General features: G+C 69.7%; 22 protein-coding genes. 17 read left to right on the plus strand and 5 right to left on the minus strand.

Going from position 1 to position 23,077, the window contains the following annotated elements; translation table 11 throughout:
- The first annotated feature begins 11 nt into the window (after positions 1–11).
- From V5F49_RS05405 to V5F49_RS05470, 14 genes are all read left to right on the plus strand, one after another.
- Positions 12–485 (plus strand): 3-hydroxyacyl-ACP dehydratase FabZ family protein, encoded by a 474-nt coding sequence (locus V5F49_RS05405; RefSeq protein ID WP_394116114.1) that lies wholly within the window; start codon positions 12–14, stop codon positions 483–485.
- Entirely contained in the window at positions 478–1,659 is a 1,182-nt protein-coding gene (locus V5F49_RS05410) for a beta-ketoacyl-ACP synthase (protein ID WP_394116113.1), read from the plus strand. The genes V5F49_RS05405 and V5F49_RS05410 overlap by 8 nt, the downstream gene beginning before the upstream one ends.
- 258 nt (positions 1,660–1,917) lie before the next feature.
- Positions 1,918–3,201, plus strand: coding sequence for a beta-ketoacyl-ACP synthase (locus V5F49_RS05415; protein ID WP_394116112.1), 1,284 nt, complete (start codon positions 1,918–1,920; stop codon positions 3,199–3,201).
- A 205-nt stretch (positions 3,202–3,406) separates the two neighbouring features.
- Positions 3,407–4,171: an SDR family oxidoreductase gene (locus V5F49_RS05420; protein ID WP_394116111.1), complete on the plus strand. Its 765-nt coding sequence runs from the start codon at positions 3,407–3,409 to the stop codon at positions 4,169–4,171.
- Between the two features lie 103 nt (positions 4,172–4,274).
- On the plus strand, positions 4,275–5,297 hold the full coding sequence (locus V5F49_RS05425) for a zinc-binding dehydrogenase (protein WP_394116110.1): 1,023 nt from the start codon (positions 4,275–4,277) through the stop codon (positions 5,295–5,297).
- Positions 5,298–5,319: 22 nt separating this feature from the next.
- Positions 5,320–6,255 carry a lipid A biosynthesis lauroyl acyltransferase gene (locus V5F49_RS05430; protein ID WP_394116109.1) on the plus strand — a complete coding sequence of 312 codons (936 nt, stop codon included), beginning with the start codon at positions 5,320–5,322 and terminating at the stop codon, positions 6,253–6,255.
- A 76-nt stretch (positions 6,256–6,331) separates the two neighbouring features.
- On the plus strand, positions 6,332–6,814 hold the full coding sequence (gene purE / locus V5F49_RS05435) for a 5-(carboxyamino)imidazole ribonucleotide mutase (protein ID WP_394116108.1): 483 nt from the start codon (positions 6,332–6,334) through the stop codon (positions 6,812–6,814).
- Positions 6,815–6,817: 3 nt separating this feature from the next.
- Positions 6,818–7,927 carry a 5-(carboxyamino)imidazole ribonucleotide synthase gene (locus tag V5F49_RS05440; protein ID WP_394116107.1) on the plus strand — a complete coding sequence of 370 codons (1,110 nt, stop codon included), beginning with the start codon at positions 6,818–6,820 and terminating at the stop codon, positions 7,925–7,927.
- A gap of 129 nt (positions 7,928–8,056) precedes the next feature.
- Positions 8,057–8,293, plus strand: a complete 237-nt coding sequence (locus V5F49_RS05445) for a hypothetical protein (RefSeq protein ID WP_394116106.1) — start codon at positions 8,057–8,059, stop codon at positions 8,291–8,293.
- A 266-nt stretch (positions 8,294–8,559) separates the two neighbouring features.
- A complete protein-coding gene (rpsU, locus tag V5F49_RS05450) occupies positions 8,560–8,787 on the plus strand; it encodes a 30S ribosomal protein S21 (RefSeq protein ID WP_394116105.1) in 228 nt (75 codons plus the stop codon).
- Between the two features lie 664 nt (positions 8,788–9,451).
- Positions 9,452–10,927, plus strand: coding sequence for a glucose-6-phosphate dehydrogenase (gene zwf / locus V5F49_RS05455; protein ID WP_394116104.1), 1,476 nt, complete (start codon positions 9,452–9,454; stop codon positions 10,925–10,927).
- An 18-nt stretch (positions 10,928–10,945) separates the two neighbouring features.
- The gene (gene pgl / locus V5F49_RS05460) at positions 10,946–11,659 is read left to right on the plus strand and encodes a 6-phosphogluconolactonase (RefSeq protein ID WP_394116103.1); all 714 of its coding nucleotides are present in this window, start codon (positions 10,946–10,948) and stop codon (positions 11,657–11,659) included.
- An 86-nt stretch (positions 11,660–11,745) separates the two neighbouring features.
- A complete protein-coding gene (gene pgi / locus V5F49_RS05465) occupies positions 11,746–13,389 on the plus strand; it encodes a glucose-6-phosphate isomerase (protein ID WP_394116102.1) in 1,644 nt (547 codons plus the stop codon).
- 209 nt (positions 13,390–13,598) lie between these two features.
- Positions 13,599–13,817, plus strand: a complete 219-nt coding sequence (locus tag V5F49_RS05470; protein ID WP_394116101.1) for a hypothetical protein — start codon at positions 13,599–13,601, stop codon at positions 13,815–13,817.
- A gap of 89 nt (positions 13,818–13,906) precedes the next feature.
- On the opposite strand, the gene oxlT (V5F49_RS05475) is transcribed toward V5F49_RS05470, so the two are convergent.
- The 4 genes from oxlT (V5F49_RS05475) to V5F49_RS05490 all read right to left on the minus strand — a co-directional run bounded on the left by oxlT (V5F49_RS05475) (position 13,907) and on the right by V5F49_RS05490 (position 19,133).
- Positions 13,907–15,229 (minus strand): oxalate/formate MFS antiporter, encoded by a 1,323-nt coding sequence (oxlT, locus tag V5F49_RS05475; RefSeq protein ID WP_394116100.1) that lies wholly within the window; start codon positions 15,227–15,229, stop codon positions 13,907–13,909.
- Positions 15,230–15,850: 621 nt separating this feature from the next.
- Positions 15,851–17,149 carry an oxalate/formate MFS antiporter gene (oxlT, locus tag V5F49_RS05480; protein ID WP_394116099.1) on the minus strand — a complete coding sequence of 433 codons (1,299 nt, stop codon included), beginning with the start codon at positions 17,147–17,149 and terminating at the stop codon, positions 15,851–15,853.
- A 113-nt stretch (positions 17,150–17,262) separates the two neighbouring features.
- Positions 17,263–18,492 carry a formyl-CoA transferase gene (frc, locus tag V5F49_RS05485; RefSeq protein ID WP_394116098.1) on the minus strand — a complete coding sequence of 410 codons (1,230 nt, stop codon included), beginning with the start codon at positions 18,490–18,492 and terminating at the stop codon, positions 17,263–17,265.
- A gap of 164 nt (positions 18,493–18,656) precedes the next feature.
- A complete protein-coding gene (locus V5F49_RS05490) occupies positions 18,657–19,133 on the minus strand; it encodes a CBS domain-containing protein (protein WP_394116097.1) in 477 nt (158 codons plus the stop codon).
- Between the two features lie 280 nt (positions 19,134–19,413).
- On the opposite strand from V5F49_RS05490, the gene V5F49_RS05495 reads away from it, so the two are divergent.
- Together V5F49_RS05495 and V5F49_RS05500 are read left to right on the plus strand one after the other, a co-directional pair.
- Complete coding sequence (locus V5F49_RS05495; protein WP_394116096.1) at positions 19,414–20,103, plus strand: GntR family transcriptional regulator; 690 nt, start codon at positions 19,414–19,416, stop codon at positions 20,101–20,103.
- A 51-nt stretch (positions 20,104–20,154) separates the two neighbouring features.
- Entirely contained in the window at positions 20,155–20,940 is a 786-nt protein-coding gene (locus V5F49_RS05500; RefSeq protein WP_394116095.1) for an FkbM family methyltransferase, read from the plus strand.
- 135 nt (positions 20,941–21,075) lie between these two features.
- On the opposite strand, the gene carA is transcribed toward V5F49_RS05500, so the two are convergent.
- The gene (gene carA / locus V5F49_RS05505) at positions 21,076–22,284 is read right to left on the minus strand and encodes a glutamine-hydrolyzing carbamoyl-phosphate synthase small subunit (protein WP_394116094.1); all 1,209 of its coding nucleotides are present in this window, start codon (positions 22,282–22,284) and stop codon (positions 21,076–21,078) included.
- Positions 22,285–22,503: 219 nt separating this feature from the next.
- On the opposite strand from carA, the gene V5F49_RS05510 reads away from it, so the two are divergent.
- Complete coding sequence (locus V5F49_RS05510) at positions 22,504–22,962, plus strand: GatB/YqeY domain-containing protein (RefSeq protein WP_394116093.1); 459 nt, start codon at positions 22,504–22,506, stop codon at positions 22,960–22,962.
- The last annotated feature ends 115 nt before the right edge of the window (positions 22,963–23,077 follow it).

Genomic DNA, 23,077 nt, shown 5'->3' on the forward strand with positions numbered 1-23,077 from the left:
GCCAACGCCAGATGCGTCCTGAAGTCTTCAAGATGATCGACCGGGTCGTGACCATCGACCCGTCGCTCCAGAAGATCCATTGCCAGGGACTGGTGCCCGAGGAGAGCTCCATCTTCGAGGGGCACTTTCCCGGCTATCCCATCATGCCCGGCGTTCTGCTCATCGAGGCCATGGCCCAGACCACCGGATGGCTGGTGCTGGCGCGCAACCGCTTCGAGAAGATGCCCTTCCTCGCCACGGTGAAGGAAGGCAAGCTGCGCACCTTCGTGCTGCCCGGCCAGAATCTCGACCTCTACTCCGAGATCCTGCACGAGGGCTCCGGCTTCGTGGTGGCAAAGACCCACGCCACCCTCGAGGGCAAGCCCATCTGCAGCGCGGAGCTGACCTTCCGCGTGCTGCCCTGGCCCGAGGGCAAGATGAAGGCGGTCGTGATGAAGGTCGCCGAGCACGTCTCCTTCCCCCTTGCGGAATTCGCAGATGCCTGACGCGAAAGCCGGCCGACGCGAGGTGTGGATCACCGGCATCGGCCTCGTCTCCTCCCTGGGGGAGGGGCTCGACGCCCATTGGGAGGCGCTGGCCTCCGGCGCCGGCCCGGTCACCGACGCCACCACCTTCGCGCCCTACGTGGTGCATCCGCTGGTGAAGGTGAACTTCGACACGCAGATCCCCAAGAAGGGCGATCAGCGGCAGATGGAGCCGTGGCAGCGCATCGGCACCTATGCGGCCGGCCTCGCGCTCGACGCGGCGGGCATCGCCAAGAACACCGACATCCTTTCCAAGACCGACATGATCGTCGCGGCGGGCGGGGGCGAGCGCGACTTCGAGGTCGATGCCGCCATCCTCAACGACCTGTCCGCCTCCAACGATGCCGGCCGCATGCTCAATGAGCGGCTGCTGTCGGACCTGCGGCCCACCCTGTCGCTGGCGCAGCTCTCCAACCTGCTGGCCGGCAACATCTCCATCGTGCACGGCGTCACCGGCTCGTCCCGCACCTTCATGGGCGAGGAGAGCGCCGGCGTGGACGCGACCCGCATCGCCTATGCGCGCATCGCCGCCGGCCAGAGCGACATCGCCCTCGTGGGCGGCGCCTACAATGCCGAGCGGGAGGACACGCTCCTCCTCAACGATCTCGACGATTTCTGCATGCGCGGCGAATTCCGCCCCGCCTTCACGGCCCCGGGCATCGCCTCCGGCTCCATGGGGGCGTTCCTCGTGCTCGAATCGCCGGAGCACGCCGCGGCCCGCGGGGCGAAGCCCATCGCCAGGCTGTCGGGCGTGTGGTCCGAGCGCGCCCGGCGCGCGGTGGAAGGCGCCATCACCGCCAAGGTGAAGGCGCTGCTGGCGCAGGCCGGCGCCGCGCCCGGAACCGCCGTCATCTCCGGCACCACCGGCGCCCATGGCGCGACCGAGGCGGAAGCCGCGGCCCTCGCCGAGGCCGGCCTGCCGGTGCGTGCGGTGGCCAACCGCATGGGCCATGGCTTCGAGGCCCAGTTCATCGCCGGCCTCGCCCTGGCGGCGCTGTCCGTCTCGAAGGGCACCCTGTTCCCGCCGCTCGCCGGCGATCCGCTGGAAAAGCCGGCGGATGGCGTCTCCCGCGCGGTGGTGACCCAGGTGGGCCACTGGCGCGGCGAAGGCGCGGCCCTGGTCGAGAAGGCCTGAGGGCGTTTCCCTCTCCCCCGCGCGGGAGGGGCCGGGGGCGACAGGCGCCTGTGCCCCCTCGGGCACGCGGACGCAGCCTCCACCGCCGCCGCCTCCCGCGCGAGAGGGCGAGCCACCAGCGGATGGGACGATCGCGCATTGTCCTTTTCGCCGCCTTCGGCTTATTTTCCGGCCTGACAGCAGCGGCGCCCTCGCGGGGCGCCCGGCCGCACATGGATACGCGCCTGGGGCGGGCGCCTCACAGACGGGAGCCGCGACATGACGCAGGCGCATTTGGACAAGTTCGGACGCCCCATCGTGGTGGTGACGGGCATCGGGCTCGTGACCTCGCTCGGCCAGGGCAAGGAAGACAACTGGCGCCGCCTCACCGCGGGTGAATCCGGCATCCACACCATCACCCGCTTCCCCATCGAGGGCATGCGCACCACCATCGCCGGCACGGTGGACTTCCTGTTCGACGGCCGCGTGGCCGCCCCCGACCTCTCCGAGAAGCTCGCCACCCTGGCGGCGGAGGAGGCCATCGCCGAATCCGGCATCGGCGCCAAGGGCGATTTCCCCGGCCCGCTGTTCGCGGCCGTGCCGCCGGTGGAGCTGGAATGGCCCGAGCGGCGGCAGATCGCCGACGCGGTGGGCCATTACCCCATCGTCTATCACGACCTGCTCGGCGCGGCGGCCTCCGGCAAGTTCCGCCCGTGGCACGAACGGTTCCTGTTCGGCTCGGTGGCGGATCGCCTCGCCGACAAGTTCGGCACCCGCGGCCAGCCCATCTCGCTCTCCACCGCCTGCGCGTCCGGCGCGACGGCGATCCAGCTGGGCGTCGAGGCCATCCGCCGCGGCGAGACCGATGTCGCCCTCTCGCTGGGCACCGACGGCTCGGTGCATCCGGAGGCGCTCATCCGCTTCTCCCTGCTGTCGGCGCTGACCACGGCGAACGACAAGCCGGAGGAGGCCGCCCGCCCGTTCGCCAAGAACCGCGACGGCTTCGTCATGGCCGAAGGCGCGGCGGCGCTGGTGCTGGAGAGCTACGCCCATGCGGTGGCGCGCGGCGCGACGATCCTCGGCGTGCTGGAAGGCTGCGGCGAGATGGCGGACAATTTCCACCGCACCCGCTCCAGCCCGGACGGCCGTCCCATCGTCGGCTGCATGAAGAACGCCCTGGCCGACGCCGGCGTGACCGCAGACGCCGTGGACTATATCAACGCCCACGGCACCTCGACCCCCGAGAACGACCGCATGGAATATGTGGGCCTCAAGGGCGTGTTCAGCGAGGACAAGCTGGCCGCGACGCCCATCTCCTCCAACAAGTCCATGATCGGCCACACGCTGACGGCCGCCGGGGCGATCGAGGCGGCGGTGTCGCTGCTCACCATCGCCAACGGCCGCATCCCGCCGACCATCAACTACAACATCCCCGATCCGGCCATTCCGCTGGACGTGGTGCCGAACGTCGCCCGCGACGCCACCGTCAAGCGGGTGATCTCCAACTCGTTCGGCTTCGGCGGGCAGAACGTGTCCCTGGTGCTGGCGGGGGAGCCGGCGTGAGGTCTGCGCACATCGTCGCCGTCCTGATGGGCATGGCCCCGGCCCGCCCGCTTCCCCACCGTGAAGGCGAGGGCCGCGGCGACGGCCACCGCCCGCGCCGCGTGCGCACGGCCCATCTTCCGTCCGCTCCCCTCGCCCGTTCGGCGCGCGGTGTGGACGACGGCCGCGCCGGAACCGCCGCGCGCGCGGCCGAGGGGGGACGCCGGTGACCACGCCCGCAACCGCCCCCATCCTCGTCACCGGTGGCGGACGCGGGCTCGGCGCCGCCATCGTGCGCCGGCTGGTGGAGGCGGGGCACCCCGTGACCTTCACCTACCGCTCGGCGGTGAGCGAGGCGGAGGCGCTGATCGCCGACATCCGCGCCATCCGCCCGGACGCGTCCGTGACCGCCCGCCCGCTCGACCTTGCCGACCGCGCCGCGGTGGAGGTGTTCGCCGAGGAGCTGGAGGCGGGGGAGACCTGGTACGGCTTCTGCCACAACGCCGGCGCCTCCTACGACACGCTCGCCGCCATGATCGACCAGGACAAGGCCGAGGTGGTGATGCAGGTGAACCACTTCGCCTTCGTGCGCCTCACCCGCGCGCTGGTGCGGCCCATGACGCGGGCGCGCGCCGGGCGCATCGTTGCCATCGGCTCGGTGGCGGCGCTGCAGGCGAACCAGGGCAATGCCGCCTACGCCGCCTCCAAGGCCGCGCTGCTCGCCCATGTGCGTGGCCTCGCCATCGAGACCGCGCGCCGTGGCGTGACGGTGAACTACGTCGCCCCCGGCTTCATCGATACCGCCATGCTGGAGAAGTTCGCCGACTACCGGGCGAAGATGGAGGCGCAGATCCCCGCCGGCCGCTTCGCCGCGCCCGACGACGTGGCGCAGGTGGTGGCCTTCCTCTTCTCCCCCGGCGCGGGCTATATGACCGGCGCCATCCTGCCGGTGGATGGCGGGCTTTCCGCCTCGCTCGCCGCCCACCGCTGAACCACGGCGCCGCCCGGCGAAGGCTCGCCCCGGCGCCTCACCTGCAGAACAGCGAGCCGCCGCCCGCACCGAGGCGCGGCTGGCTCCGGAAAAGAGAACAACAATGCGTGGCCTCCAGCTCGTCTCCGACCGCAAGCTCGAACTCGTCGACCTTCCCGAGGCCGAAGCCCCCGGCGCCGGCGAGGTGCAGATCCGCGTGAAGGCGCTGGCGCTGAACCACATCGACGTGTGGGGCTGGCGCGGCATGGCCTTCGCCAAGCGCAAGATGCCGCTCGTGGTGGGCGCCGAGGCCGCCGGCGATATCGTGGCGCTGGGCGCCGACGTGCGCGGCCTGAAGGTGGGCCAGACGGTGGCCATGTACGGCGCCATGACCTGCGGTCATTGCGCCAACTGCCTGAAGGGCCGCGACAATCTCTGCCAGAACGTGGGCGGCGTGCTCGGCTTCCACATCGACGGCTTCGCCCGCGACGTGCTGAACATGCCCGAGCGGCTGGTCATCCCCGCGCCGGAAGGCGTCTCCTTCGAGGAGGCGGCCTGCGCCGGCATCACCTTCTCCACCGTCGAGCACATGCTGTTCGACAATGCGAAGCTGGAGAAGGGCGAGACCGTGCTGGTCCACGCCGGCGGATCGGGCATCGGCTCCGCCGCCATCCGCCTCGCCAAGGACGTGGGCGCCACCGTCATCACCACCGTGGGCGATGACGAGAAGATGGAAAAGGCGCTGGCCCTGGGCGCCGACCATGTCATCAACTACCGCAAGGACCGGTTCGAGCACGAGGTCCGCAAGATCACCAGGAAGGTGGGCGTGGACGTGGTGTTCGAGCATGTGGGCGCCGACACCTGGAACGCCTCCCTGCTCTCCATGAAGCCGGGCGCGCGCCTCGTCACCTGCGGCTCCACCTCGGGCGTCTCGGTGCAGATGAACCTGATGCAGCTGTTCCAGCGCCAGTACAAGATCTTCGGCTCGTTCGGCGCCACCATCCGCAACGTGGCCGACGGCCTCGAGAAGATGGGCCGCGGCGTCAAGCCGGTGATCGACACGGTGGTGTCGCTGGAGAACTTCAACGACGGCCTGGAGCGGCTGGAAAGCCGCAAGGTGTTCGGCAAGATCGTGGTGAAGTTCTAGGTCGGGACCAGCGGATCGCGCCGTGTCCCGCCTTCCCCTCCCCGTCCGCAAGGCCCTGCACCGCACCCGCCTGAAGCTCCTGCCGGTGCTTGAGGTGCTGGTGGCGGGCTACGTGCGCGGCTCCGTCTGGTGGCTGCGCCTGTGGCCGCTGTGGCTCTCGGCCGGCGGCATGGCCTTCTGGGCACGGCTCGTGGGGCCGTTCCTCTCGGTCAGCAAGGTGGCGCGGCGCAACCTCGCCGCCGCCTTCCCGGAGAAGAGCAAGGCGGAGGTGAATGCCCTGACCCGTGCGGTGTGGGCCAACATGGGCCGCCTCTCCGCCGAGTTCGCCCAGCAGGACCGCCTGTGGGACTACGATCCCGCCCATCCCGGCGCCGGCCGTGTGGAGGTGGTGGGCGCGGACATTCTGACCCGCCTGCGCGACGACGGGCGCCCTGCCTTGTTCTTCACCGCCCATACCGGCAACTGGGAGATGTGCGCCATCACCGGCGCCAAATTCGACGTGCCGGGCGGCGTGCTGTTCCGCGCGCCCAACAACAAGCGCGCCGCCGCCCTCATCGAGGAGATGCGCGCCGGCACCATGCCCGGCCTCATCCGCGCCAGCCGCGACGCCGGCCGCCAGATGGCGCGCATGCTCGCCGAGGGCCAGCATCTGGGCATGCTGGTGGATCAGTACTGGACCGGCGGGCCGGAGATCACGTTCTTCGGCCGGCCCTGCGCCACCAATCCCACCCTCGCCCGTCTCGCCCGGCAATATGAGTGCCCGGTGCACGGCATGCGCGTCATCCGCCTGCCGGACGCCCGCTTCCGGGTGGAGATCACCGAGGAAGTCGCCCTCCCCCGCGATGCGGAGGGCAAGATCGACGTGGTGGGCGCCATGCAGGCGGTCACCAGCGTCATCGAGGGCTGGGTGCGCGAATATCCCGACCAGTGGCTGTGGCTGCACCGCCGCTGGCGGTGAGCGGGAGCGCTTGGCCCTTGCCCCGCGCCGTCCGATCCTATAAAGCCGCGCTTTCCGTTTTGCGGGGTCTTGAGGAATGAGCGCGGCAGACGTTGCCGTCATCATGGGCAGCCAGTCCGATTGGGAAACCATGCGCCACGCGGCCGAGACGCTCGCGGCGCTCGGCGTCACGCATGAGTGCCGCATCGTCTCCGCCCACAGGACGCCCGATCGCATGTACGCCTTCGCCAAGGGCGCGAAGGCCGACGGCTTCAAGGTGATCATCGCCGGCGCCGGCGGCGCGGCGCACCTGCCCGGCATGGTGGCGGCGCTCACCACGCTGCCGGTGTTCGGCGTGCCGGTGCAGTCCAAGGCGCTGTCCGGCCTCGACAGCCTCTATTCCATCGTCCAGATGCCGGCCGGCGTGCCGGTGGGCACGCTCGCCATCGGCGTGGCCGGTGCCACCAACGCCGCCTTGCTCGCCGCCTCGGTGCTGGCCATCGGCGACGCCGCCCTTTCCGGGCGGCTGGAAGCCTGGCGCGCCGCGCGCACCGCGGCCGTGGCCGAGCAGCCCGCCTGAGCCATGCTCCAGCCCGGCAGCGTCATCGGCATCCTCGGCGGCGGCCAGCTCGGCCGCATGATCGCGCTCGCGGCGGCTGAGCTGGGCCTGAAGACCCATATCCTGTGCCCCGACCGCGACAGCCCCGCCTTCCACGTCAGCGCGGCGCACATCTGCGCGGCCTATGACGACTTCGACGCGCTGGAGCGCTTCGCCGCCGGCGTGGACGTGGTGACCTACGAATTCGAGAACGTGCCGCTCGCCACCGCCGAGTTCCTGGCGGCGCGGGTGCCGGTGCGCCCGGGCGCCAAGGCGCTGGCCATCACCCAGGACCGGCTCGCCGAGAAGAGCTTCGTGCGCGACCTCGGCATCGAGACCGCGCCCTTCGCCGCGGTGGACGATCTGGCATCGCTGGAGGCGGCGGTGGCAGCCCTCGGCCTGCCGGCGGTGCTGAAGACCCGGCGCTTCGGCTACGACGGCAAGGGGCAGGTGATGATCCGCCCCGGCGACGATCTCACCGCCGCCTGGCACGCGCTGGGCCGGCAGAGCGCCATCCTCGAAGGCTTCGTCGCGTTCGAGCGCGAGGTCTCCGTGGTGGCGGCGCGGCGGGCCGACGGGGCGTTCTGCGCCTTCGACGTGACCGAGAACGTGCATCGCGAGCATATCCTCCACACTTCCACCGTCCCGGCGAACCTGACCGCCGAGGCGGCGGTGCGCGCCCGCGCCATCGCCCGCGCCATCGGCGATGCGCTGGACTATGAGGGCGTGTTCGCCGTGGAGCTGTTCGTGGTCTGCTCCGGCACCGGCGAACGGGTGATCGTCAACGAGATCGCCCCGCGCGTGCACAACAGCGGCCACTGGACCCAGAACGGCGCGGTGACCTCCCAGTTCGAGCAGCACGTGCGCGCCATCGCCGGCTGGCCGCTGGGCGAGGTGGCGCGCGTCGGCCGCGCGCAGATGACCAACCTCATCGGCGAGGATGTGCATGACTGGCATGCCCTCCTCGCGGAGCCCGGCACCCACGTCCACCTCTATGGCAAGGACGAGGCCCGCGCCGGTCGCAAGATGGGCCACGTGGTGCGGGTCCGGCGCGATCCGGAAGCCTGCACCAACATTCCCGACGAGGGCTGCTGAGACGGCCACGCTCCAGCCTGACGCTGGGAGACTGAGGCGAATCGCCATGGCGACTCGCCGCCGGCGCTGCCGCATATCTGCGCGACCCGCCCTTTGTATCATCATACCAACGGTCTTCGGGGGATGCCGGTGGAACAGGATCGCTTCAAGGTTTGGCTGCACGATCTGGCCCGGCACATGGCCCGCTCCGGCCGCTATTGCAGCTGGCGCATGATCCAGATCGAGCTGCGCTTCATGCAGGGCATCCGCGAGGCCGCGAACTGCTTCGGCGAGGCGGAGATCCGCGGCGAGCTCGACGCCCTGTGCCGCGAGGCGCAGCGCCTGGCGGGAGGCCACGCGATTCCGGCTCTGGAATCGGCGGCCTGAGGACAGGGACATGGCGGCCCGCCACCGGCGCCGCGGGCGGCCGCCACCGCCCCCGATCCGGCCCGCCGCGTGCGAAAACAAGCCGGCGCAAGGCGCGGCCCGGCACCGGCGCCCGCATCGGAGTGTGGACAGGCCATCCGCGTTCTGATAAGAGAGCGGCTCTTCCGGTCGTGTTGCAGACGGGCGTTCGAGCCTCGTCTCTTGCGATCCGGACTTTCAGATCAAGTTGGCCCCGGCTCGGCGCAACAGCTCGAAGAGGTAAACACGTGCAAGTTCTCGTCCGCGATAACAACGTCGATCAGGCCCTCAAGGCGCTCAAGAAGAAGATGCAGCGCGAGGGGATCTTCCGCGAGATGAAGCTGCGTGGCCACTACGAGAAGCCGTCCGAGAAGCGCGCCCGCGAGGAGGCCGAGGCCATCCGTCGCGCCCGCAAGCTGGCCCGCAAGCGCGCCCAGCGCGAAGGCCTGCTGCCCTCCAAGCCGCGCACCCGCTGATCCGGCTGCCAGTGCCGGGGCGCGCCCCCGGCCGCAGCTGACAGCAGAAGTTTCGAGCCGTTTTCATCCGCGCGGGCCTGCTCGCGCGGATTTGCGTTTCGGGTTTTCTGCCCGTTGAAAGACGAAGCGAATGCGTGCGTGCGCGCATCCGTCGGCGCCAGCGTCGGCCGCTCGTGCTCCCTGGCGGCAGGTTTGCCGGCTGCAAGTGCCCCGGAACCGCTCCCCCGGCGGGAACGACCGTAATCCGGACGCGACCGTCCCCGCCCCCGGAGCGCCCCATCAAGAGCACCAACGGGCCCCCTGGCCGGATGCGACCCGCTCCGCAGGCGCCTCCTTTCGCCCCCGCCATCAGGAAAACCGGCACGCCAGCCCGGCACCCGCCGGGAGCGCGACGAGGGCGAATCCCCTGCCCTCGGCGTAAAGTCCGCGCCCGCCGCGGGGCCCCGTCCATCCCGGGTCGGCACCCGCGTAACGCCCCGCTTACCGCTTCGCCCGCAAAAGCGGCTGGAGCGCGCGCGGGCGCTTTGCAGCCGCCTGTCGGCGTGCTCTAGAGTGCGCGCGTCGCTGCCGGTCGCGGCCGGCGACCCCGCCGATATGCGGATCCGGCGGGCGCGTGCGGCGTTGATGCCTGCAAGGGCGGCGCGCCGCTTCAGGGGAGAGGCAGATGGCGGCGCGTGTGGTCACGGTCGAGCCCTTCGACATCGTCGTGTTCGGCGCCACCGGCGATCTCTCCCGGCGCAAGCTGCTGCCCGCCCTGTTCGAGCGCGACCTCGCCGGCCAGATGCCCGATGCGGCGCGCATCATCGGCGTCTCGCGCCGCGCCATGCCGCGCGTCGACTTCCAGGCATTCGCCCGCGAGGCGGTGGAGTTGTCCGACGGCATCGAGGAAGCCAATCCCGCCCGCCTCGCCCAGTTCATCGACCGTCTCGACTACGTGGCGGTGGATGCCGCCTCCGACGACGGCTGGGACGACCTGCGCCGCCGGCTCGATGCCGCGCCCGACCGGGTGCGCGTGTTCTACCTCGCGGTGGGGCCGGACCTCATCGATCCCATCTGCTCGCGCATCGGCGCCCATGGCCTCGTCACGCCGCAGACACGGGTGGTGGTGGAGAAGCCGGTGGGCAAGGACCTCGCCTCGGCGCTGGAGGTGAACGCTGCGGTGGGCAGGGTCTTCCGCGAGGAGGCGGTGTTCCGCATCGACCATTATCTCGGCAAGGAGACGGTGCAGAACCTGATGGCGCTGCGCTTCGCCAATGCCCTGTTCGAGCCGGTGTGGAACAACGCCCATATCGACCACGTGCAGATCACCGTGGCCGAGAGCATCGGCACCGCCGGGCGCGCCGGCTATTACGACACCGCCGGCGCCCTGCGCGACATGGTGCAGAACCACATTCTCCAGCTGCTCTGCCTCGTCGCCATGGAGCCGCCGGTGTCGCTCGACGCCGACGCGGTGCGCGACGAGAAGCTGAAGGTGCTGAAGGCCCTCGAGCCCATCAACGAGGCCAATGCGGCGCAGGTCACCGTGCGCGGCCAGTATCGCGCCGGCGCCTCCGCCGGTGGCGCGGTGCCCGGCTATCTGGAGGAGCTGGGATCGGGCGAGTCGGGCACCGAGACGTTCGTGGCGCTGAAAGCCGAGATCGGCAACTGGCGCTGGGCCGGCGTACCGTTCTACCTGCGCACCGGCAAGCGGCTGGCCGCGCGGGTGTCGGAGATCGTGGTGGCGTTCCGCCCCATCCCCCACTCCGTGTTCGACGGCCAGGCCGGCCCCATCGCCCCGAACCGCCTCGTCATCCGCCTGCAGCCCGACGAGGGCGTGAAACTGTGGCTGATGATCAAGGACCCCGGCCCCGGCGGCATGCGGCTCCAGCATGTGCCGCTCGACATGAGCTTTGCCAGCGTGTTCGGCGTGCGCAACCCGGATGCCTACGAGCGCCTCATCATGGATGTGGTGCGCGGCAACCAGACCCTGTTCATGCGCCGCGACGAGGTGGAGGCCGCCTGGCGGTGGGTGGACCCCATCCTGCAGGCGTGGCGCGCCGCGCGCGAGGCGCCCAAGCCGTACACCGCCGGCACCTGGGGCCCGTCCGCCGCCATCGCGCTCATCGAGCGCGACGGCCGCACCTGGGCCGATGACGCCTGAGCCCGTGCGAGGCCGCGCATGACATCGCCATCCCCCGCCCTGCCCGTCGCGCTTACCGTCTATGCGGACCCGGACGCGCTGGCCCGCGCGCTGGCCGCCCATGTGGCGGACGCGCTCAGGGCCCGCCTTTCCAGCGACGGGGCGGCGAGCCTCGCCGTCTCCGGCGGGCGGACGCCCGCGCGTTTCCTGGAGGTGCTCTCCGGCGCCCCGGTCGACTGGCGCCGCATCGCGGTGACGCTGGTGGACGAGCGCTGGGTGCCGGAAACCTCCGGGCGCTCCAACGCCGCCCTCGTGCGCCGGTACCTGCTGCAGGGACCGGCGGCGGCGGCGCGCTTCGTGCCGCTCTACACAGGCGATGCCACCCCCGAGGACGGGCTGGCCACCGCCGAGGCCGCGCTGGCGGACCTGCCGGCGCCGTTCGCCGCCGTGATCCTCGGCATGGGCGACGACGGGCACACCGCCTCCTTCTTCCCCGGCGCCGACAACCTTGCCGCCGTGACCGACCCCGCCGGCACCGCGCCGCTCGCCGCCGTGCGGGCCGAGGCGGCGGGCGAGCCGCGCATCACCTTCACCCTGCCCCCGCTGGTGGCGGCGGACGCGCTGTTCCTGCACATCGAGGGCGCGGGAAAGCGCGCGGTGCTGGAGCAAGCCTGCGCCGGCGCGGCGGATCTGCCCATTTGCGCCATTCTGCGCAATGCCCGGCGGCCGCTGGACGTGCTTTGGTGCCCGTGAATGCAGGCATCCGGCCGCCTGCGGCATTCACTCTCGCTGCGGCCGGACCAGCCGGCCGACACCGCCCCAACGGAGACCGTGCGCCCATGACCGCCACAGGACCTGCGACCGACGCCGCCTTCGCGGCCCTCGCCGCCGCCTGGACCCGCCGGACCGGACGCATCCAGGACCTGTTCGCGACCCCCGAGCGGTTCGACCGGTTCTCGGTCGCCTATGGCGACCTGCTCATCGATTTCTCGAAGACCGCCATCACCGAGGAGACCCTGGGCCTGCTGCTCGACCTTGCCCGCGCGGGCGGGGTGGAAGCGCTGCGCGACGCCATGTTCGCGGGCGAGCACATCAACCTCACCGAGGACCGCGCCGTGCTCCATGCGGCGCTGCGCGACCGCTCCGACGATCCGTGGGGCGTGGACGGCATCGACGTGAAGCCGGGGGTGGAGGAGACCCTGCGCCGGCTCGCCGATTTCGCCTCCGCCGTGCGCGACGGGCGCATCGCCGGCGCCCGGGGCGGCAGGTTCACCGATGTGGTGAACATCGGCATCGGCGGCTCGGATCTCGGCCCGGCCATGGTGACGGGCGCGCTGGCGCCCTATCACGACGGGCCGCGCTGCCACTTCGTCTCCAACGTGGACGGCGCCCACATCACCGACGTGCTGAAGGGGCTGGACCCGGCCACCACCCTGTTCATCGTGGCGTCCAAGACCTTCACCACGGTGGAGACCATGTGCAACGCCGGCACCGCCCGCGCCTTCATCGCCGATGCGCTGGGCGAGGCGGCGGTGGGCGCCCACTTCGCCGCCGTCTCCACCGCGCTGGAGCGGGTGCAGGCGTTCGGCATCTCCGCCGAGCGGACCTTCGGCTTCTGGGACTGGGTGGGCGGACGCTATTCGGTGTGGTCGGCCATCGGCCTGCCGGTGATGCTCGCCATCGGCCCGTTCCGGTTCGGCGAGTTCCTCACCGGCGCCGCCGCCATGGACGCGCATTTCCGCTCCGCGCCGCTGGACCAGAACCTGCCGGTGCTGCTGGGGCTGATCGGCCTGTGGCACCGCAACGTGTGCCAGTATCCCAGCCGCGCCATCATCCCCTACGACCAGCGCCTCGCCCGCCTGCCGGCCTATCTCCAGCAGCTGGACATGGAGAGCAACGGCAAGCGCGTCACCCGCGACGGCACGCCGGTGAGCCGACCCACCGGCCCGATCGTGTGGGGTGAGCCGGGCACCAATGCCCAGCACGCCTTCTTCCAGCTGCTGCACCAGGGCACGGACATCGTGCCGGTGGAATTCCTGATCGCGGCGGAGGGGCATGAAGCGACCCTGCGCCAGCACCAGGACCTGCTGGTGGCCAACTGCCTCGCCCAGTCGGAAGCGCTGATGCGCGGCCGCACGCTGGAGGAGGCGGCGGCCCAGCTCAGGACGAAGGGGCTGCCGGAGGCGGAGGTCGCGCGCATCGCGCCGCACCGCGTGTTCCCCGGCGACCGGCCGTCCATCACCATCGCCTATGCGCAGCTCGATCCCTTCACCCTCGGGCGCATCATCGCGCTCTACGAGCACCGGGTGTTCGTGGAGGCGGCGGTGTGGGGAATCAATGCGTTCGACCAGTGGGGCGTCGAGCTCGGCAAGGAGCTGGCCACCGCCCTCCTGCCGGCGGTGACCGGCGGCGCGCTACCGGCGGGGACATCCGGATCGACGGCCGGCCTCATCGGCCACTTCGGCGCCATCATCCGGGGCTGACACCCCTCTCCCGCAACGATCGCCCGCAGGTCCTGCGGGGGTGCGGCGCCGTCGCGCTTGCGACGCGGCACGAGCAATGCTGCTATGCAGCAATGCGGCGCACCTCTGCGTATTATGTATACCACGAGGCGGCCGGCATCAGCTAAGAAGAACGGGACGCAGGGGCGATGCCCCCTGTCAGCGGCACTTGAGGTGCCGGGAGATGGAACATGAACGCGCTTGAACTGACGGCCTTCGGCCTTTTCGGAATCGTCCTCTCGCTCGCGGTCACCGGCCTGAGCGCCCAGAAGCCCTACATGACCGTCGCCGGCGGCATGGGCATCCCGGTCGAGGACGTGCTGCTGCAGCCCACCGAATCGCGTTTCGCCTCGGTGCGCAGCGCGGCGGACGGCTCGGTCCAGGTCTCGCTGGCCACCCGCCACAACTGACCACCAGAACGCAGAAAGGAGGGAGCGGACATGCCGCTCCCTCAAGGTAGGCCCGGGGTAGGAGGGCCAAACTCAAGTCCTGCCGAAGCTCAGCCTGCCACCTTGGCGGAGGTCGCCTTGACCACCTCGGGCGCGGCCGCGCCGGCCACGAAGCGGGCCCGCAGAGGCTTCAGGACGAACAGGGCCATGAGGGCCGCGATGGCGTTCACCGCCGCGGTGATCATGAACACCAGATCCCAGTTGCCGAGGCTCGCCACGGCCACCGACGCCATGGGCACCACCAGCGAGGCCGTGCCCTTCGCGGTGTAGAGCAGGCCGGCATTGGTGGTGGCGAACTTGGCACCGAACGTGTCGCCGCACGTCGCCGGGAACAGCGAGTAGATCTCGCCCCAGGCGAAGAAGACGAGGCCGGTCAGGAGCACGAACATCACCGGGTTGGAGCCGAAGTGGGCCAGCGCCAGCACGCCGACCGCTTCCAGCGCGAAGGCGATGAACATGGTGTTCTCGCGGCCGATGTTGTCCGACACCCAGCCGAAGAACGGGCGGGTGAGGCCGTTCAGCACGCGATCGATGGACAGGGCGAAGGTCAGCGCCGGCATGGTCAGGCCGAGGATCGAGACCGGCACGTCGGCGATCTTGAAGTCCTTGGCGATGGAGCCGAGCTGGGCAGTCGCCATCAGTCCGCCGGCGGCCACCAGCACGAACATCAGGTACATGACCCAGAACACCGGGGCCTTCACCATCTCGCCGGGGCCGTAGTTGCGGCGGCTCTGGTTGACGGCGGAGGTGGTGACGACGGGCAGCTGGCCTTCCTTGGGCGCGGCCAGGAAGAAGGAGAGCACCAGCACCACGGCGCCCTGCAGCAGGCCGAAGAACAGGAAGGTCTGCTCGTAGCCCTGCGCCTTGATCATGGCCGCGATGGGCACGATGGTCAGGGCCGATCCGGCGCCGAAGCCGGCGGCGGTGATGCCGGCGGCGAGACCGCGGCGATCGGGGAACCACTTCAGCGCGGCGCCCACGCAGGTGCCGTAGACGGCGCCGGCGCCGGTACCGCCGAGGGCGGCCGAGACATACAGCATGGCGAGGCTGTCGGCGCGGGAGTTCATCACCCAGCTCAGGCCGCACAGGATGGCGCCGATGAACACCACGATCTTCGGGCCGAACTTGTCCACGAACCAGCCCTCGACCGGGACCAGCCAGGTCTCGAACACGACGAAGATGGTGAAGGCCACCTGGATGGCGGCGCGGCCCCACTGGTGCTTCTCGTTCATGGGCTCGACGAACAGCGTCCAGCCGTACTGGAGGTTGGCGATCATCGACATGCAGATGACGCCGATGAGGAGCTGCAGCCAGCGTCCGCCGAGCGGACCGCTCACAGGCCCCGCCATGGGAGCCGAGGTGTTCTGAGACATTTCCTTCCCTTTCTCACTGGGGATCATCGAGAGCGATGAACGGCCCGTGACGGTCGCCATTCTTGATGCGGGCCTTCTTCTTTGGCGGGGCCCGCTCGCGTACCACGGAGGAAGGTGTATCGAAAATATCGTATACAAAATGCCCGTTACGGCTATGTAACGGCTACATGCTGCGGTTTCAGGGCGTTGGGCGCTGGAGGCGGAGCGATCTTCCCAGATCTGGCACCGTCTTGAACGACGCCCTGCAAAGTCGACGCACGCGATTCGACACGGCGGTACAGATCCCGACTCATCTGTATACAGACTCTCCACTTTCATACCACTCCGCGATTACACGTATCGACTTTCGCGCAGCCTCTTCCGGAGCCCCCGGCGCGAGCCGCAGGTTCCGTCCCGGACCCCTCGCGGCGCCCTCCCCGCCTCCGCCAGAACGAAAAAAGCCCCGGCGCGCAGCCGGGGCTTGAGGAGCCGCCAAGTGTGACGGCGGAGGGACGCGGGGACGCCCGGGGGTTCAGCTCCCGTGGCGAAACGAAGGTCCGCGGCTGACGGTCCCGGCGGAGGCCGGAACCGCCGGCCCGTCGGAAAGGACGGGCCGGCGCAGGTCGCGGATGGACGGAAGGATCAGGCCGTCGCCTGGCGAGGCGCTGCGGCCTCGGCCTTGGCCGCCGCCTCGGCATTGAGCCGGTGGTGGCGGGCCAGCATGGGCCGGAGGACGAACAGGGCGCCGAACGCGGCCGTCAGGTCCATGGCGGCGACGGTGTAGAGCACGGTGGTCCAGGTGCCCGTCGCCTCCATCAGGATGTTGGCGAGCGGCACGAGCAGGGCGGCAAATCCCTTGGCGGTGTAGAGCATGCCGTAGATCTTGCCGATGTGCTTGGACCCGAAGGTATCCGCGGCGGTGGCCGAGAACAGGGAGTAGACCTCGCCCCAGGCCAGGAACACGACGCCCGACAGGATGATGAACGCCCACGGATTGTGGCCGAACGTGCCCAGGGCGACGATGCCGATGCCTTCCATGGCGAAGGCGAAGAACATGGTCTTCTCACGGCCGATGTGGTCCGAGATCCAGCCGAAGAAGGGCCGCGAGAAGCCGTTCAGGATGCGGTCCAGCATCAGGGCGAACGGCAGGGCCGCCATGGTGAAGAAGTACAGGTTGACGTCGATGTGCTTGACGCCGAGGTCCTCGGCGATCACGCCCAGCTGCGCCACCGCCATCAGGCCGCCCGAGACGGTCAGGATGAACATGGTGAGCATGATCCAGAACACGGGGGTCTGGAGCGCCTCGCCGAGGGTATAGTCGCGGCGGGACTGGGCGACGGTGGCGGAATAGGTCACCTCGCTCTTCTGCGGCGCGCGCAGGAAGGCGGCGGCGATCATGATCACGGCGCCCTGCACCAGGCCGAAGGTGAAGAACGTCTCCTGGTAGCCGCTCGACTTGATCATGGCGGCGATGGGCAGGATGGTCAGCACCGTGCCCGAGCCGTAGCCGGCGGCGGTGAGGCCGACCGCGAGGCCGCGGCGATCCGGGAACCACTTCAGCGCGGCGTTCACGCAGGTGGCGTACACGCAGCCCACGCCGATGCCGCCGACGGCCGCCGCCACGTAGAGCGCGGTGAGCGAGGTGGCGTAGGAGTTCATGATCCACGACAGGCCGGTGAAGAAGCCGCCGATGATGACCATGACCCGCGGGCCGTACTTGTCGATGAAGTAGCCCTCGATGGGCGTCAGCCAGGTCTGCACCACCACGAATACGGTGAAGGCGACCTGCACCGAGGCACGGGTCCAGCCGCGCGTGGAGACGATCTCGGGAACGAAGAGCGTCCACGAATACTGGATGTTCGCGGCTGCGACCATGCAGACGACGCCCGCGACCAGTTGCAGCCAGCGATTTGTCGCCGGCGCCTTTACTGCTGCTTCCATTTTCCTACCCCTTGAGACTTCTTGTTTTTTTGATCTGCTGAACCGCCCCATCCTCTTTATTGTCCCTCGTGGGGCGGCGGATTGTTTTTGAAGGCGGAGGTGCGATCCTCCCGTCAGACCGCACCGGCGGCACGCATGCCGGCGATGTCGTCGTTGCTGTAGCCGAGGGTCGCGAGAACCTCGTCCGTGTGCTCGCCGAGCAGCGGCGCACGCTCCACCGGCACGTGGCTGGCGGACAGGTGGATGGGCGAGCCCACCGTCACGTAGGTGCCCCGCTCGGGGTGGGGCACCTCCACCAGGAAGCCGCGATCGTAGAGCGCGCGGTCCTCCAGGATATCCCGGGTCGAAAGCACCGGGCCGCATGGCACGTCGATGGCGTTTAGCGCCGCCATGACCTCCATCTTGGTGCGTCGCGCGGTCCAGCGCTCGATCACCTCGAAGCATTGCTCCAGGCGCTGGGCGCGGGCCTCGTGCGAGGCGAACTTGGGATCGTCGATCAGGTCCTTGCGGCCGACCAGGCGCATCAGCGGCGCCCAGCCCTGCGGCTGGATGATGACGTAGCAATAGTCGTTCTCGCCGCCCGGGGCGCAGCGCAGGGCGGCGCCGGGCTGGCCGCCGCCGGAGCAGTTGCCCGCGCGGGGCACGCTCTCGCCGCCCGGCGCGCCGGGATATTCCACCAGCGGGCCGGCGGCGAGGCGCTGCTGGTCGCGCAGCTTCACCCGCAGCAGGTTGACCACGCAGTCCTGCATGGCCACGTCCACCTTCTGCCCCTCGCCGGTGACGGTGCGCTGGTAGAGCGCGGCGAGGATGCCGGCCACGCAATGGATGCCCGTGCCGGTGTCGCCGATCTGGGCGCTGGAGGCGGTGGGCGGCCCGGAGCGCCAACCGGTGGTGCTCATGGCGCCGCCCATGGCCTGGGCGATGGTTTCATAGGCCTTGGCATCCACCCACGACCCCTCGGCGAAGCCGCGGATGGAGGCATAGACGATGCGCGGGTTGCGGAGGCGCACCGCCTCGTAGCCGAAGCCCTGGCGATCGAGCACGCCGGGGCCGAAGTTCTCCACCATCACGTCGCTGGCCTCGATCAGGCGGTTGAGCGCCTCCTGGCCCTGCGTCGTCTTGATGTTGATCGTCACGCTGCGCTTGTTGGCGTTCAGCATGGTGAAATACAGACTGTCCACGTTGGACTTGTCGCGAAGCTGCGTGCGGGTGATGTCGCCCCGCCGCGGCATCTCGACCTTGACCACGTCCGCCCCCAGCCAAGCCAGAAGCTGCGTCGCGGACGGGCCGGACTGAACGTGCGTCATGTCGAGGACGCGCACGCCGTCGAGCGCCTTGCCCATGCTCCCTCCCGGAATTCCTGCCTTGCGATGCGGTGCCGGTCTGTGCCGGCTTTGGCTGGCCCTGAGGGTGTCGCCCGTGGCATATCCGTACAAAGAATTACGTATGCCAGATACAAAACTGTAACACCGACGGGCGACCCCTGCAATTGCTTTGCGTCAGGTAATCACCGCAAGGCGGCGAGGCCGGCCTCGAGACCGGGCGCGAAGCCGCCGGCCGTCTCGTGCGTGGCCGCCTCGGATTCCTTGAGATAGTGCCGCATCAGGTCGGTGGCGCTGATGACGCCCACCAGCGCGTAGCTCTCGATGACGGGCAGGTGGCGCACCTGATGCTCCACCATCAGGCGCAGCACCTGCTCGATGCTGTCCTCCAGCGCGCAGCTGATGACCTCGCGCTTCATGAGGCTGGCGAGCACCACCTTGGGCGTGCCGGCGCCGTGCTCCAGGAGCGCGCGGGTCACGTCGCGCTCGGAGAACACGCCCACCACCGTATTGCCCTCGGTGCGGCACACGTCCTTGACGATGACGGAGGAGATGTTCTCCCGCTTCATCACCGCGACGGCGTCGGCCACGGTCTCGTGCATGCGCAGGGTGATGATGCGGGTGTCGCGCTTCTCCCGCAGGATATCGTCCACAGTGATCATGGTTTCCTCCCCGGCGTCTGTTCGCCGCCATCGGCAGAGCTCTTCCCGGGGGGATGGCTCCGCTCTTTGGAAAGGATGCTGGTATTCAAAATACATTCTGTCAACGCGCACTGCGTCAACACGACGCAAAATTCCATGCTGCACCGCAATAGGAATACAACACCCCCGTGCGACGTTGCTTGCCGGCACGCAATTCGCCTGCCATTTGTTATGATGTATTTGGTGCGCAACGGGGGAATCGCCCGGCGCCGTCCGCACTGGCCTAAGGCGAAGGGATGCGATGACGTACCAGGATATCAACGTCAAGCCGATCGAGACGGAAACCAGCTTCCGGATGAAGGCCTACAAGGCGCTGAAGGCGGCCATCATGGAGATGGACATCTACAGCCATCCCGAGGAGATCCGGCTCGAGGAGCGCCAGCTGTCCGAGAAGCTGGGCGTGTCACGCACCCCCATCCGCGAGGCCATGACCCTCTTGGAGCAGGAGGGCTTCGTGCGCTCCGTGCCCCGGCGCGGCATCTTCGTGGTGCGCAAGACACGGCGCGAGATCATCGAGATGATCACCGTGTGGGCGGCGCTGGAGAGCATGGCGGCGCGGCTGGCCTGCGAGCGCGCCAGCGACGCGGAGATCCGCCTGCTGCGCGAGAACGTGCGCGCCTTCGCCAACCGCGATCCGGAGGAGTTCGTCTCCGAATACTCCGAGGCCAACCTCGCCTTCCACAAGCAGATCATCCGCATGTCCGGCTGCCAGCTGATCGCCGAGACCACGGAAAACCTGTTCCCCCACATGCGGGGGGTGCGCAAGGTGACCATCGGCCAGGACCACCGGGCCCAGCGCTCGATCGTCGACCACACCCGGATCGTCGAGGCCATCGAGAAGCGCAATGCGGATCTGGCGGAGCGGCTGGTGCGGGAGCACACCATGGGGCTGGCCCGCCACGTGGCGGAGAACGGTCATTTCCTCGACTGACGTCGCGTCACGGGCTAAACAGAAGCCGCTCCCGACGGGAGAGAAGGGTCCATGGGGCATGGGCCCAAGGTCACGGCGGTCCGTTTCCCCATGCGCTATGTCAATCTCGTCCGGAACATCTCCAACTGGCCGACCTATTTCGCGTTCAAGTACGGACTGACCCGGGCTCCGGTCGCGCATTTCCGCCTGCGGTCGGGGATCGACGTGAAGGTCCCCCGGGAAGTGCTGCACGAGTTCAAGGAGGTCTTCTTCGACGAGGCCTACCTCACCGGGATGCCGCTGGCGGTCTCCGAAGGCAGCACGCTTCTTGATATCGGCGCCAATATCGGCGCCTTCAGCATGTTCGCGATTCATCGCCTGGGCGCCGGCCGGGTGATCGCCTTCGAGCCCGATCCGGTCAATTTCGCCCATCTCGCCGCCAATGCCGCCCTCGCCCCGGCGGGCCGTCTCGATGCGGTGCCGGAAGCGGTGGCCGGGACGACGGGCGCGCTCACCTTCCACCGCGGCAACGAGGGGGGCGTGTCCACCTCCGGCTCCCTGCTGAGCACCCGCGGCACGAAGGTGACCGTGACCGCCACGACCCTCGCCGATGCGTTCGCCCGCCACGGCATCGCCCAGTGCGCGCTCCTCAAGATGGACTGCGAGGGAGCGGAATATTCCGTGCTCTATGGCGCGCCGGACGACGTGCTGCGCCGCATCCGGCAGATGGTGATCGAGGTGCATGACCAGGGCACCGCCCCGCGCACCCGCGCCGACCTGAAGGCCCACCTCGCCGCCAAGGGCTTCCGCGTGAAGGACGGCATGCACGACCTGCTGTGGGCCTGGCGCGAGGACTGATCCTCCGCCGATAGGTCACTCAATGAAAAGGCCGGCGCCTCGCGGCACCGGCCCCTGTTCATCTGGGCCAAGGCGGCGTGAGCCGCCCATCGTCCCGGACAGCGGCTCACGCCGCGCAGTCCCCGAAACGGCGGCTCACGCCGCCTTGTGCTTCGCGATCATCTCCACGAAGCGGTCGAAGAGATAATGGCTGTCCTGCGGGCCGGGGCTCGCCTCGGGATGGTACTGCACCGAGAACACCGGCTTGTCGGCCAGCGCGATGCCGGCGTTCGAGCCGTCGAACAGCGAGACGTGGGTCTCCACCGCGTTCTTGGGCAGGCTGTCCCGATCCACGGCGAAACCGTGGTTCATGGAGGTGATCTCCACCTTGCCGGTGGTGAGGTCCTTCACCGGATGGTTCGCGCCGTGGTGGCCCTGGTGCATCTTCACGGTGCGGCCGCCGACGGCGAGGCCGATCATCTGGTGGCCGAGGCAGATGCCGAAGGTGGGCACGCCCTTCTCGATCACCTCGCGGATCACCGGCACCGCATATTCCCCGGTCGCGGCCGGATCGCCCGGGCCGTTGGAGAGGAACACGCCGTCCGGCTGCAGCGCCAGGATGTCCTCGGCCGAGGTGGTGGCGGGCACCACCGTGACCTTGCAGCCGGCGCGGGCGAGCAGGCGCAGGATGTTGCGCTTCACGCCATAGTCCACCGCCACCACATGCAGGCGCGGGTCGTCCTGCCGGCCGTAGCCGCCGGGCCATCCCCAGGTGGTCTCGTCCCAGTCGAAGCGCTGCGCCGAGGTGACGCCGGGCACGAGGTCCATGCCCACGAGGCCGGGCCAGCGGCGCGCCTCGGCCTTCAGCGCGTCGAGGTCGAACACCCCGTCGCGGGAATGGGCGATCACCGCGTTCGGCATGCCGGCCTCGCGGATGAGGGCGGTGAGCGCGCGGGTGTCGATGCCGGTGATGCCGGGGATGCCGCGCGCCTTCAGCCAGTCGTTCAGGTGGCGCGTGGCGCGGTAGTTGGAAGGCTCCGTGACCGCGGTGCGCAGCACGACGCCGCGCACGCCGGACGCCTGAGCCATGGACACCGTCTCGATGTCCTCCTCGTTGGTGCCCACGTTGCCGATGTGCGGGAAGGTGAAGGTGATGATCTGACCGGCATAGGACGGGTCGGTCAGGATCTCCTCATAGCCGGTGATGGCGGTGTTGAAGCACACCTCGCCGGCGAGGGTGGCTTCCGCGCCGATGCCGAATCCTTCGAGCACGGTGCCGTCCGCGAGGACGAGCACGGCGGTGGGCCTGGGGTCGCTCCAGCCTTCGGCCGGGGCGGACGGGGCGTGGTCTTGTTCGTTCGTCATGGATCGCCTAGATAGAGGCTCGCGCGCCGGGTTTCCAGCGTCACGCGCGGGAATTTGTGCGTCGCGATGCCTTCCGGGCGGCGCCCGCAGGGCCTGCCGGCAGGGCTGAGACGGCATTTCCCGCGCCACGCCCGCCAGGCGAGGGGCCGCGGGCCCGCCGTTCCGCCGGCTCCGGCGCCCGATACCGCATTTTCACACGTCAAACCGTAAGGACGAACCGTGCTTCGCGACGAGATCAACGCGGCCCTGAAAGAGTCGCTGAAGGCCCAGGACAAGCGCCGCACCGGCACGCTGCGCCTCATCAACGCTGCGCTCAAGGACCGCGACATCGAGCAGCGCGGCCAGGGCAAGGACCCGCTGACCGACGACGAGCTGCGCGCGCTCCTGGCCAAGATGGTCAAGCAGCGCGAGGAGAGCGCCAAGATCTATGTGGAGGCCGCCCGCCCCGAGCTCGCCGAGCAGGAGCGGGAGGAGATCGTCTACATCCAGGCGTTCCTGCCGCAGCAGCTTTCCGAGGCCGACACCCGCGCCGCCATCGCCGCGGTGATCGCGGAGATCGGCGCGCAGGGCATCAAGGACATGGGCCGCACCATGGGCGTGCTCAAGGAGCGCCACGCCGGCGCCATCGATTTCGGCAAGGCCTCCGGCTGGGTGAAGGAAGCCCTCACCGCCGGCTGAGGCCGCACCGGGCCGGGGCCTCCCGGCCTGCGTCACGGGGACTGCGCCGGGGCCTCCCGGCCTGCGTCACGAGGACTGCGCCGGAACCTCCCGGTCTGCGCCACGGGGACAACGC

It is taken from the genome of Xanthobacter lutulentifluminis, assembly GCF_043194675.2.
In the GTDB taxonomy this organism is placed as follows: Bacteria; Pseudomonadota; Alphaproteobacteria; order Rhizobiales; family Xanthobacteraceae; genus Xanthobacter.